The organism is Brevundimonas sp. SH203 (assembly GCF_002157625.1).
Lineage (GTDB): Bacteria > Pseudomonadota > Alphaproteobacteria > Caulobacterales > Caulobacteraceae > Brevundimonas.
Map to the genome: position 1 here is coordinate 600,884 of NZ_BDMM01000002.1, position 12,724 is coordinate 613,607.

The following is a 12,724-nucleotide window of genomic DNA, read 5'->3' on the forward strand; positions in this document are numbered from 1 at the left end:
CGGGATCGGCCGCGTGGGGTTGGGCTTGGCTGGGATGAATTCTGACGCTTCTAAACCGCATGGCGACGGGCCGGCGGTGTTTCTGGACGCGACCGGGCGTCGGGCGCGGCGGATGCGGATCGCCGCGATGGCGGCCGCGATCGTGGCGGGCGTCGTCCTGGCGGGCTTCGTGGCCAGTCTGATGATCCTGCCCAACCTGACGGGACTGTCCGTCGTGTCGCCGGCGGCCTCGGTGGTCGCGCGGCGCACCCACGGCGCCGAACGGGCCCTGCTGAACTATATCGCCCATCGGGAGCGGCGGCCCGCGCGCGCCATCTCGACCAGCGGCGCCCCCATCGCCGGCGCCTGGTTCGCCCCGTGGGAGGACGGCGCGCTGGATTCGTTCACGCGCCATGCGGGCGACCTGACCCATGTCTATCCGACCTGGATCGAGCTTCGCGACGACGGCGGCGACATCCTGACCAAGGACTGGGACCCGACGCGCAACCCGACCACCAAGCCCCTGATCGCGGCGGCGCGGGCGCATGGGGTCAAGATCGTGCCCGTGGTCGGCAACGCCACCGAGGGTCACTTCGACGCCGGGCGGATTGATCGGATGCTGGCCCCGGCCAACGCCCAGACCGTCATGAACCACCTGCTAGACTTCGTGCGCGTGAACGGCTTCGCCGGTCTTCAGATCGACTTCGAACAGGTGACGCCGGAACAGATCGAACGGCTGACGCCGTGGCTGGCCCAACTGCGTCAGCGCCTGCACGCCCAGGGTGGCGAACTGTCCATCGCCCTGGAAGTGGGGCTGAGCGACCACGACATTCGCGTCCTGTCCGATGTCGTCGATTACGCCGCCATCATGGCCTATGACGAACACGGGGAAGACAGCCTGCCGGGGCCGATCTCGTCTGCCCTGTTCGTGGACAAGGCGTTGACGCGGTTCACGCGCCTGGTTCCGGCGGACAAGCTGATCCTGGGCATCGGAGCCTATTCCTACGACTGGCGCGACGGGGATCGTTCGGCCGAATCGCTGACCACCACGGCGGCGCTGGCGACGGCGCGCGGTTATCGGCCCGAGGACAATCCGGCCAATGTGGTCGATTTCGATCCCCAGGCGCTGCAGCCCACCTTCCGCTACACCGACGATCAGGGCCACGCGCACGAGGTCTGGATGCAGGACGCCGCCTCGGTCGCCAACGCCATGACGATGGGGCGCCAGAGGGGACTGCGCGGCGCATCGCTGTGGGCGCTGGGCGAGGAAGATCCCGCCAGCTGGAAGGTGTTCGGTCGTCAGGCCGCGCCCGCGATCACCGTCATCCCCGCGCTGGAGCATGTCGCCCTGACCCAGCAGATCGCCTTCACCGGCCAGGGCGAGTTGCTGAACGTGATCGACACCCCCCATCCGGGCGAGCGGCGCATCGCCGTCGATCCGGTCAGCGGCCTGATCAGCGACGAGGTCTGGACGCGCTGGCCCTCGGCCTGGACCGTGCGGCGCACCGGCGCGCCGGATCGCACCCTGGCCCTGACGTTCGACGACGGCCCGGACCCCGAATGGACGCCCGAAATCCTCGACGTGCTGAAGGCCAAGGGCGTGAAGGCCACCTTCTTCATGATCGGCGGATCGGCGGCGGCCAATCCCGCCCTGGTCCGGCGCGTGCGTGACGAGGGCCACGAGATCGGCAACCACTCCTTCACCCACCCCAACATGGCCCATGTGGACGAGGAGCGGGTGCGGCTGGAACTGACCGCCACCGACCGGGCGCTGGAGAGCATTCTGGGGCGCCAGGTCACGCTGTTCCGTCCGCCCTACAACGCCGATTCAGAACCGGAATCCTATGGCGAAATCCTGCCGATCGCGGTGGCGTCCAAGCTGGGCTATACGACCGCAGGGGAATCCATCGACCCGAACGACTGGAACCTGAACCGTCCAAACCCGGATGGGGGAACCCATCGTCTGCGCCCCGACGAGATCGTGGCCGACGTTCTGGCCCAGGCCGATGCGGGCCACGCCGTCCTGCTGCACGACGCTGGCGGCGACCGTTCGGCGACGGTCAAGGCCCTGCCGGTGCTGATCGACGCCCTGAGGGCGCGGGGCTACACCCTGACCACCATCGGCGGTCTGGTCGGACGCACGCCGGATCAGACCATGCCGGCTCTGCCGAAGGGCGAGCGGTCGCTGATCGCGGCGGATTCGGCAGCCTTCGGCTTCTCCCACGCCGTCGGTGTGGTCCTGTTCGTCGGCTTCAACCTGGCCATCGGCCTGGGTCTGGCGCGGATCGTTCTGATGCTGGCGCTGGCGTCGCGGCGCAGGCGTCGGGCCGAGCCGCTGGACCCGGCGGCGCCCAAGCCGCGCGTGGACGTGCTGGTCGCGGCCTATAACGAGGCGACCGTGATCCGGCGAACGCTGGACAGTCTGTTGGCCAGTCGGGACGTGGATGTCTCGGTTCTGGTGGTGGACGACGGGTCGACGGACGGCACCTATGACGTCGTGGCGGCCGCCTTCGCCGATGATCCGCGCGTGCGGCTGACGCGCAAGGCGAACGGCGGCAAGGCTTCGGCCTTGAACCTGGCCCTCAAGGAGGCGACGGCCCCCGTGGTCGTGGGCGTGGACGCCGACACCCAGTTGTCGGGCGACGCCCTGGCGATTCTGGCCGCCTGGTTCGCCGATCCCAAGGTCGGGGCGGTGGCGGGCAATGTGAAGGTCGGCAATCGCAGCAATCTGGTCACGCGCTGGCAGTCCATCGAATATATCACCAGCCAGAACATCGACCGGCGGGCGCTGGCCCTGCTGAATGCGGTGACGGTGGTGCCGGGCGCCATCGGGGCCTGGCGCACCGAGGCGTTGCGAAACCTGGGCGGTTATCGCTCCGACACCCTGGCCGAGGACATGGACCTGACCTGGCGGGTGCGCGAAGCGGGCTGGGTCATCGCCAACGAGCCGATGGCCCTGGCCTTCACCGAGGCGCCGTCGTCGCTGGGCGGTCTGTTGAAACAGCGCTTCCGCTGGAGCTTTGGAACCCTGCAATGCCTGTGGAAGCACCGTCGCTCCACCTTCCGGCACGGCTGGTTCGGCGGCCTGGCCCTGCCCAGCCTGTGGCTGTTCCAGATCGTGGGTCAGGTGCTGGCGCCGCTGATCGATCTGCAACTGGCGGCCGCGATCCTGATGCAGGGGTTGGCCTGGTTGGCGGCGGCGCAGCACGCCGATGTGGATGCGGCGCCGAACCCGACGTTGTGGTTCACGCTGGGCGTCTATGTCGCCTTCACCCTGCTGGAGCTGGCGGCGGGCTGGATCGCCTATGGGTTTGATCGTGAGAAGCGCGGCGACCTGTGGCTGCTGCCCACCCAGCGGTTCGTCTATCGCCAGATCATGTATGTGGTCGTCTGGCGCGCGCTGGAGCGGGCCTTGTCGGGCCTGGGTCAGACCTGGGGCAAGCTGAAGCGCACCGGAGACGTCCAGGCGCCTGCCGGCTGAGGCGCCTAGCGGAAGACGGCCGGCTTCAGGCCGTGGCGGGCCAGCTTGTCGTACAGGGTCTTTCGCGGGACGCGCATCTCGGCCAGAACGGCCGCGATGTCGCCCCGGTGGGCCTGAAGGGCGTCGCGCAGCAGTTCCGCCTCGAACCGATTGAGACGGTCAGGCAGGCTCAGGCCGTCGTCGGCCGGGCGGGCGGCGTCATCCAGCGACAGGGCGACCCGTTCGGCGAAGTGCGCCAGTTCGCGGATGTTGCCGGGCCAGTCGGCCTCAACCAGGCGACGACGCACGCTGTCCGAGATCGCGGGTGGCTCGATCCCGTGGCGATCGGCGGCGCGGCGCAGGAAGTGGGCGAACAGCAGGGGAATGTCCTCGCGCCGCTCGCGCAGCGGCGGCACGCGCAGCCGCACCACGTTCAGCCGATAATAGAGGTCTTCGCGAAACGCCCCAGCACGTGCGGCCGCCTCCAGATCGATCTTGGACGAGGCCAGAATGCGCAGATCGAGCGCGCGCGGCTCGTTGGCGCCGATGGGATGAACCTCCCGTTCCTCCAGCACCCGCAGCATCTTGACCTGAACGGCCAGGGGCATGCTCTCGACCTCGTCCAGGAACAGCGAACCGTTGTGGGCGCGCTCGACATGGCCGACGCGACGGCGCAGCGCGCCGGCGAAGGCGCCCAACTCATGCCCGAACAGTTCGCTTTCGATCAGACCGTCGGGCAGGGCGCCGCAGTTGACCGCGACGAAGGGCGCCAGCCGACGCCGGCCGCCGTTATGCAGGGCGCGGGCGACCGCCTCCTTGCCCGTTCCGGTCTCGCCTTCGATCAGCACGTCCATGCGAGCGTCGGCGATCTGGGCGATGGTGGCGCGCAGGGCGACGATGGCGCGCGAGGCGCCGGCCAGCGGCAGTTCCTGGCCGCTGTCGGAAGCCATGGCCAGCAGGCGACGGTTCTCCAGCACCAGACCCCGCTTTTCCAGCGCCCGGTTAAGACTGTCCTGCAACCGCTCAAACGGAAAGGGTTTCGCCACGAAGTCATAGGCCCCCGTCTGCATGGCCGCGACCGCATCGGCGACGTCGCCGTGGCCGGTGATCATGATAACCGGCAGGGTCGCATCCAGCGCCTGCAGCCGGTCCAGCAACTGGCGTCCGTCGAAGCCCGGCATCCTGAGGTCGGTGACGACCACGCCGGGAAAGTCCGCGTCGATGGCCTTCAGCGCGGCGTCGGCGGCGGCGAAGGCGCGCACGTCTAGTCCCTCCAGCGCCAGCCGCTCGACCAGGGCCTGGCGGAAATCGGCGTCGTCCTCGACCAGGGCGACGGCGGTCAGGCGGGCGAACTGCATCAGGCGGTCCTCAGTGTGGCGACGAAGGTCGCGCCTTCGTTCGTTTCGATCAGATCCAACTCGCCGCCGAACCCGGCCACCAGATCGCGACAGATCACCAGACCCAGCCCCAGGCCGTTGGCGCGGGTGGTGACGAAGGGGGTGAACAGTTGGGCGCGAACCGGGTCCGGCACGCCCGGCCCGTTGTCGGCGACGATCAGGCGAACCCGGTCCGCCGACCGCTCGACCCGCAACGTCAGCCGGGCGCCGGGACGGCCCTCCAGCGCCTCGGCGGCGTTCTTGACCAGATTGACGATCACCTGTTCCAGACGGAAACGGTCGGCGCGAACGGCTACGTCGGCGTCGCCCTCGCGGATCAGGGCGACGCCGCCCTCGTCCAGACGCCCGCGCGTGAGCAAGAGGGCGCCGTGGATGGCGTTCTCCAGCCGCACCACGCCGATCTTGGGATCGGTCTTGCGCGAGAAGGTGCGCAAGCCCTCGGTGATGGCGCCGATCCGTTGCGTCAGGTCGCCGATGCGCGACAAGGCGGTGCGCGCCGTCGCGGCGTCCTGGCGATCCAGCAGGACGGCGGCGGTTTCGGCCTGGGTCTGGATGGCGGCGACGGGCTGGTTGATCTCGTGGGCCACGCTGGCCACGATCTGACCCAGCGCGGCCAGTTTGCTGGCCTGGACCAGTTCGTCGCGCAGCCTTTCGCGGGCCGCCTCGGCGCGCCGCCGCTCCTCGATCTGGTTGCTGAGTTCGCGGGTGCGCTCGTCGATGCGGCGCTCCAGTTCGTGCCGGGCGTCCTCCTCGGCGCGGGCGCGGATCAAGGCCTGTTGGCGGCGGCGCAGCAGGACCGCCGCCAGCCCCGCCAGCAGGGTCACGATCAGGGCCGCCAGGGCGCGGGCGCTGGCCACGGCGGCCTCCACGGCGCCCCGGCTGGGCGACAGCAGGTGCAGCGTCCAGCCCGGCGTGTCGGTCGTGACGGCGGCGTGCATCCACCGTTGTTCGCCGCCGATGGGCGAGGTCTGGATCAGGCGAGGCCGGTCGTTCGCGGGCGTGTCGAAGGGCAGGGGACGCAGGGCTTCGGGCCGCAGCGTCTGGCCGTTCAGGGTCAGGCGACGGCGCGTCTCATCCAGTGGATCAAGCGTTCTGAACCGCCAATCGGGGACGCTGGTGATCAGGACCACGCCGGTCGGATCGACGACATAGGCCGGCTCGCCCGACGCCCGCCATTCCGCCTCAAGCGCGTCGAACTCCACCTTGACCACGACGACGCCAAGCGGCGCGCCATCGGCGGCGTCGACGCGACGCGCCAGATAAAGGCCCGGCCGACCGGACACGGTGCCGAGGGCGAAGAATTCGGCCTGAGCGCTTCGCATCGCATTGATGAAATAGGGGCGGAAACCGTAATCGGCCCCGACGAAACTGGTCGGCAGGCGCCAGTTGCTGGCGGCGCGCGTGCGGCCACCGGCGTCGATGACATAGATGGCCGCCGCTCGCGTCTGACGCGCCAAACCTTCCAGCTTCGCATTGACCGCGTCGGCGGCCGTCGCGCGCGATTTCAGCAGGCTCGCGATGTCGGGATCGCCGGACAGCGCCAGGGGCAGGGAGCGGTGCTTCTCCAACTCGCTGCGCAGGACGGCGGCGTGAAGGGCGGCCGCAGCCTGGGCCTGACGGGCCAGTTCCGCCTCCGCGTCGCGTCGCGCCACTTCGCCCGCCGTCACGGCGGCGAGGACGGCGACGACGATACAGACGGCCAGACCCAGCCACAGATTCGTCCGTGCGGGTTTCTGGCGAGCAGGGTCCGATGAAGATAGCCACGACATGGCGTAATTGTGCGGATTATCACACGCGAATGCTAGTCGTCTGCGCGAAATACCGCACTGACGCGGCGCGTAGGAGTGATGAATGGCGAATATAATTCAGAAAATACAATGAAATGGCCGACTGTCCGTGTCCCGCTTTGCGTCGCTGGCGGAGTGCGGGATGGTCGTCTGGAACGGAGCGTGGCGAAGATCGCGCCCATCGAGGAGACTGCGGCCTCGCCGCAAATCAGGAGCCTTTCGTGATCCCAGTTCCGTCAGAAGCCGCGCCGGTGGTGCGTCGTCCTTTCTATCGGCACCTGTATTTCCAGGTGTTGATCGCCATCGCCCTGGGCGCGCTGATCGGTCATTTCTGGCCCGACTTCGGCGAGAGCCTGAAGCCGTTGGGCGACGGCTTCATCAAGCTGGTGAAGATGGTGATCGCGCCGGTGATCTTCCTGACCATCGTGACCGGCATCGCCGGAATGCGCGACCTGGGCAGCGTCGGGCGGGTGGCGGCCAAGGCCTTCGCCTATTTCCTGGTCTTCTCGACCCTGGCCCTGATCGTCGGACTGATCATCGCCAACATCGTGCGTCCCGGCCACGGGCTGAACATCGACCCGGCCAGCCTGAACGCCGGCGCCGTCGAGCAATATGCCGCCGCCGCGCATGAAAGCACCATCGTCGGCTTCCTGATGGGCGTCATTCCCGACACCCTGGTCAGCGCCTTCTCGACCGGCAACATCCTGCAGGTGCTGTTCGTCTCCATCCTGTTCGGCGTCTCCCTGGCGCTGATCGGCGACCGCGCCCAGCCGGTGCTCGACCTGTTCGAGACGCTGAGCGTGGCGGTGTTCAAACTGGTGGCCATCGTCATGAAGGCGGCGCCCATCGGGGCGTTCGGCGCCTTCGCCTTCACCATCGGCGCCTATGGCATCGCCTCGATCGCCAATCTGGCGGCGCTGATCGTCACCTTCTACGCCACGGCCATCATCTTCGTCGTCGGCGTGCTGGGCCTGGTGGGCATCGCCAACGGCTTCTCGATCCTGAAGCTGATCCGGTATCTGAAGGAAGAACTGCTGCTGGTGCTGGGCACCTCCAGCTCCGAGGCCGCCCTGCCCAGCCTGATCTCCAAGATGGAGCGGGCGGGCGCCGCAAAGTCTGTGGTCGGACTGGTCGTGCCGACCGGTTATTCGTTCAATCTGGACGGCACCAACATCTATATGACGATGGCGGCCCTGTTCATCGCCCAGGCGCTGAACATCGAGCTGACGCTGTGGCAGCAGATCACCCTGTTGCTGGTGGCGATGCTCAGCTCAAAGGGCGCGGCGGGCATCACCGGCGCGGGCTTCATCACCCTGGCGGCGACCCTGTCGGTCGTGCCGGACGTGCCGGTCGCCGGCATGGCGCTGATCCTGGGTATCGACCGCTTCATGAGCGAGTGCCGGGCCCTGACCAACTTCATCGGCAACGCCGTGGCGACCATCGTGGTGGCCCGCTGGGAGAACGCGCTGGATCGCGACGCCCTGACCGCCGCGCTGAACGGACAACCGCAACCGATCGCCGTCGGACCCGATCCGGCGGCCGGCCCCGGAGACGATCTGGTCCTCGCCAAGGACTGAGGCGCGAGCACGACAAACAACAGCAGACGGGACCGCCGGCACAACGGCGGCCCGGGAGGAGGAAACCATGAAGACCCAATTCAAGTTCGCCCTGATGGCGAGCGCGGCCTCGGCCGTGCTGACGATCTCGACCGCCGCCGCCGCGCAGCAGTCGGCGCCCCCGCCGTCGCCGACCGAGGACGACGCGCAGACGACCCAGGTCGAGGACATCGTCGTCGTCGGCTCCCAGATCCGCGGCGCCTCGACCACGGCGGCCCTGCCGGTGACGGTCGTCACCCAGGAAGAGATCGTCGCCACGGGCGCGGTCAGCGGCGACGACCTGCTGCGCTCCATTCCCCAGATGGGCGACGTGCTGTTCTCCAGCGCCAACAATCCCCAGACGTCGAATGCGGCGCGCGGCGACGTCAACTCCGTCAACCTGCGCTCGCTGGGCGTCGGCAACACCCTAGTCCTGCTGAACGGACGCCGCGTCGTTCAACACCCCACCAGTCAGGGCACGTCGGACACGGGCACGGTGCCGGTGCTGAGCTACAATTCCAACGCCATTCCGGTGTCGGGGCTGGAACGGCTGGAGGTGCTGCTGGACGGGGCCGCCGCCATCTACGGCGCGGACGCCGTCGCCGGCGTGGTCAATACGGTGCTGCGCGAGGACTTCGACGGGCTGCAGATGAAGGCCCAGTACGGCGGCGCCGAGGGCACCCATCGTCGGGAGTTCACCTTGGGCCTGTTCGCCGGCAAGGACTTCGAGCGCGGCAATCTGTCGGGTTTCCTGGACTACACCAACCGCACGGCCCAGCTGGCCAGCGACGAGCCCTATACCGCTAGCGACGACCGGCGCAGCCTGTTCGCCAATGTGCCGGGCTATGAGAATTCGACCGACGCGGACGGGCGGTCGTCCTACACCCCGTGGGCGAACTTCCTGGCGCCGTTCCAGGTGAAGCGCGGATCGACCAATCTGACGACCGGCGCCGGCGCCTTCCATAATCAGCCGTCCAGTTATGGCTGCACGGCGCCCGTGGGCGGCGACGTCTGTCTGGCCAGCGGCAACGTCAACTACACCAACGCGCGCGAGCTGCGTTACGATGGCGCGCGCGGCACGACCCAGTCCCCGGACATCGAACGGTTGAACCTGTTCGTTTCGGGCCATTACGACCTGGACAACGGCGTCACCGCCTTCGGCGAGCTGGGCTATTACACGGCGACCACCCAGAATATTCAGCCGCCGACCATCCTGCTGAACCAACTGTGGATTCCGGCCAGCAACTACTGGAACCCGTTCGGTCCGGTGACTTTCGCCGACGGCACGCGCAACCCCAATCGCCTGTCGGGATTGACCAATGTTCCCGTCGCCGGGACGCCGGTGAAGCTGGTCCGCTATCGGTTCAACGATCTGGGCGCCCAGGTCGTGGACGTCGACAACTGGCAGTCCCGGTTCCTGGGCGGCCTGCGCGGCGAATGGCGCGGCTTCGACTGGGAAAGCGCGCTGCTGTATTCGGAGGCCGAGGCCACCGACACCTCCAACGCCGTCAACCTGACCGCCCTGCAGGCCAATCTGGCCCTGTCGACGCCGGACGCCTACAATCCGTTCAGCGGCGGCTGCGTGAACGACACCAACTATGGCGACTGCACGCCCAGCTCCCAGGCCGCCATCGACGCCATCACAACCGATCTGACGCGGACGTCCAAGACGACCCTGGCGCTGTGGGACTTCAAGGTCAGCCGGGCGGACATCTTCACCCTGCCGGGCGGGCCTGTCGGCATGGCCCTGGGCGTCGAGGCGCGCAGGGAGACCCAGCGTGACGACCGCGACGCCGATCTGGACGGAACCAACGTCTTCCGCGACAGCGTGTCTGGCGACGTCAGCCAGTCCAACATCGCGGCCGTCAGCTCCAACCCCGACACCTATGGCAAGCGCGAGGTCTATTCGGCCTATGTCGAGTTCGCCGTGCCGGTCGTCTCGCCCGAGATGAACATCCCGCTGGTTCGCAGCCTGGATCTGCAACTGGCCGGTCGTTACGAGCACTATTCCGACTTCGGCGACGTGGCCAAACCCAAGATCGCCATGGCGTGGGACGTGATCGAGGGGGTGCGTATCCGGGGCTCCTATTCCGAAGGCTTCCGCGCGCCGAACCTTGAGCAGACGAATGCGGCCCAATACGGCCGCCTGGCCACCACCAACGACTATGTGCGCTGCGAGGCGCAGCTTCGGAAAGATCCCAACTTCAAGTTCAACGAGTGTTCCCAACCCGCCAGCGCGTCCTTGCTGGTGTCCGGCAACCCCGATCTGCAGCCCGAGGAAAGCACCAACCAGTCCATCGGTCTGGTCCTGCAACCCTGGTTCATTCCCGAGCAATTCGGCCGTTTCACCTTCACCATCGACCGCTGGAAGATCGAGCAGGAGAAGATCGTCGGCCTGCTGGGCGCCCAGCCCAATGTGGTGCTGGACTATTTGAACATCCTTCAGGGCACGCGAAACCCGAACGTGACCCGCGCGCCCGTCAACGCCGACGACATCGCGCTGTTCGACGGCACGGGCATCACGCCGGTCGGACAGATCGTCTCGATCAGCGATCAGTTCATCAATCTGCTGCCTCAGACCGTCGAGGGCGTGGACATCGGCATGCAGTGGCGACTGCGGGGCACGCCGTGGGGCAACTTCCGCGCCAGCCTGAACGCCGCGCATCTGACCAAATTCGATCGGTCGCCCGGCGCCCTGGTGGACTCGCTGTTCGAAGCGCGCCAGGCGGGACAGATCAACGCCCTGACGCCGCTGCCGCTGTCGCAGACCTTGCTGGCCCGCAACGGTCGGCCGGAGTGGCGGGTGACGGGCTCCTTCACCTGGTCGCAAGGCCCGTGGCAGGTCGGCGCCTTCACCCAGTACAACAGCGCCGTGACCGAGACCGGCTTCCTGAGCGCCCAGGGCGATTCCTGGCAGGTCGACAGCCAGATCACGGCCAATCTGTACGGCCAATACGAGTTCGGGAAGGCCGCCGGATTCGCCTCGGACGCCACGATCCGCGTCGGCGCGCGCAATATCACGGACGAGCAGCCGCCGCTGACGTCTTCGGGCTATCTGGGCGCGCTCTACAACCCCTACGGCCGCTACTGGTACGTCAACGTCTCCAAGACGTTCTGAGGAAAAGGGAAGGGCGGCGCGATGAGGCTTCCTGTGCTTTCGACCCTGACGACTCTGGTCGCCGCCCTGATCGCGCCGACCGCTTCGGCGGCGGCGCCTCGCACGGCCGTTGATCCCGCACCGACGGTCGCGACCTGTCCCGATTTCCTGCCGGCGCAGACGCGATGCTGGACGGGCAGGGCGGCCAAGGGCGGCTTCTACTGGATCGCCGTTCCCAAAACCTGGAACGGCGTGCTGGTGGTCCACGCCCACGGGGGGCCGCGCACGGGCGCGCCGGAGGCGAACGATCCGCTGGAGGACCTGGAGCGGTTCTCCATGACGGTGCAGGAGGGCTTCGCCTGGGCCGGCTCGACCTATCGACGGGGCGGCTATGGCGTGCGGATGGCGGCCGAGGACACCGACGACCTGCGCCAGATCTTCTGGGACGCCTTCGGTCGCCCGCGTCGCACCCTGCTGCACGGTCAATCGTGGGGCGGCAATGTCGCGGCCAAGACGGCCGAACTCTATGCCCGCGACGCCGAGGGCAAGGTGGTGTGGGACGGCGTGGTCCTGACCAATGGCGTGATCGGCGGCGGCACGCGCACCTATCGCTTCCGCGCCGATTTGAGAGCCGTCTATCAGTTCTATTGCCGCAACCATCCGCGCCCGGACGAAACGCAGTATCCGCTGTGGCAGGGCCTGCCGGCGGACAGCGGCATGACCCGCGCGCAACTGGCCGAGCGGGTCCAGACCTGCACCGGGGTCGGCCTGCCGGAAGCCCGGCGCTCCGCCGCGCAGAAACGCAATCTGGCCGACATACTGGCTGTGACGGGCATCCGCGAGGATCAGCTGGTCGCCCATCTGTCCTGGGCCACCTTCCTGTTCCGCGACATGGTTCAACGCCGTCTGGACGGGTTGAATCCCTTCGACAACAGCCGGACGGTCTATCAGGGATCGCATGACGATGCGGCGCTGAATGCCGGCGTTTCTCGGTTCACGGCCGATCCGATGGGCGTGGCGCGTCTGGCCTATGACGCCGATCTCAGCGGCCTGATCGTGGCGCCGACCCTGACGATCCACGCCAAGAACGACCCGACGGCCTTCGTGTCGAACGAGGCGCTTTATCGCGATACGGTCGCCGCTGCGGGGCGCTCCGACCTGCTGGTCCAGACCTTCACCGACGAAGACCAGCACAGCCGGCTGGCGACGCCGGAATATGTCGGTCTTTTCCAGGCCATGATGCGCTGGCTGGACGACGGCGTCAGGCCGACGCCCGCCGGCGTCGCGGCCCTGTGTCAGGCGGCGGCCTCGCGCTATGACGGCGGCTGCTATTTCGACCCGGACTTCCACCCTTCGGCGGATGGCGCGTCGCCTCGTCGGTAGGCGGATCAATCGTCGCCGGTCTGTCT

General features: G+C 68.0%; 6 protein-coding genes. 4 read left to right on the forward strand and 2 right to left on the reverse strand.

Annotation, left to right across the window (positions count from 1 at the left end):
- Window positions 1-34: 34 nt before the first annotated feature.
- Window positions 35-3,460: a polysaccharide deacetylase family protein gene (locus SH203_RS06870; RefSeq protein ID WP_087120090.1), complete on the forward strand. Its 3,426-nt coding sequence runs from the start codon at window positions 35-37 to the stop codon at window positions 3,458-3,460.
- A gap of 5 nt (window positions 3,461-3,465) precedes the next feature.
- Here SH203_RS06870 and SH203_RS06875 read toward each other — a convergent pair whose 3' ends face one another.
- Together SH203_RS06875 and SH203_RS06880 are read right to left on the reverse strand one after the other, a co-directional pair.
- Window positions 3,466-4,797 carry a sigma-54 dependent transcriptional regulator gene (locus tag SH203_RS06875; protein ID WP_087120091.1) on the reverse strand — a complete coding sequence of 444 codons (1,332 nt, stop codon included), beginning with the start codon at window positions 4,795-4,797 and terminating at the stop codon, window positions 3,466-3,468.
- Window positions 4,797-6,605, reverse strand: a complete 1,809-nt coding sequence (locus tag SH203_RS06880) for an ATP-binding protein (RefSeq protein WP_087120092.1) — start codon at window positions 6,603-6,605, stop codon at window positions 4,797-4,799. Before SH203_RS06880 ends, SH203_RS06875 begins: the two co-directional genes overlap by 1 nt.
- 239 nt (window positions 6,606-6,844) lie before the next feature.
- On the opposite strand from SH203_RS06880, the gene SH203_RS06885 reads away from it, so the two are divergent.
- The 3 genes from SH203_RS06885 to SH203_RS06895 all read left to right on the forward strand — a co-directional run bounded on the left by SH203_RS06885 (window position 6,845) and on the right by SH203_RS06895 (window position 12,698).
- Entirely contained in the window at window positions 6,845-8,200 is a 1,356-nt protein-coding gene (locus SH203_RS06885; RefSeq protein WP_304528650.1) for a dicarboxylate/amino acid:cation symporter, read from the forward strand.
- Window positions 8,201-8,267: 67 nt separating this feature from the next.
- Window positions 8,268-11,336 (forward strand): TonB-dependent receptor domain-containing protein, encoded by a 3,069-nt coding sequence (locus SH203_RS06890; RefSeq protein WP_087120094.1) that lies wholly within the window; start codon window positions 8,268-8,270, stop codon window positions 11,334-11,336.
- A gap of 21 nt (window positions 11,337-11,357) precedes the next feature.
- Window positions 11,358-12,698 (forward strand): hypothetical protein, encoded by a 1,341-nt coding sequence (locus SH203_RS06895; protein ID WP_143275692.1) that lies wholly within the window; start codon window positions 11,358-11,360, stop codon window positions 12,696-12,698.
- Window positions 12,699-12,724 lie beyond the last annotated feature (26 nt).

Coding starts and splice junctions, on each gene's coding strand:
- SH203_RS06870 (WP_087120090.1), top strand. CDS start 35: ATGAATTCTGACGCTTCTAAACCGCATGGCGACGGGCCGGCGGTGTTT.
- SH203_RS06875 (WP_087120091.1), bottom strand. CDS start 4,797: ATGCAGTTCGCCCGCCTGACCGCCGTCGCCCTGGTCGAGGACGACGCC.
- SH203_RS06880 (WP_087120092.1), bottom strand. CDS start 6,605: ATGTCGTGGCTATCTTCATCGGACCCTGCTCGCCAGAAACCCGCACGG.
- SH203_RS06890 (WP_087120094.1), top strand. CDS start 8,268: ATGAAGACCCAATTCAAGTTCGCCCTGATGGCGAGCGCGGCCTCGGCC.
- SH203_RS06895 (WP_143275692.1), top strand. CDS start 11,358: ATGAGGCTTCCTGTGCTTTCGACCCTGACGACTCTGGTCGCCGCCCTG.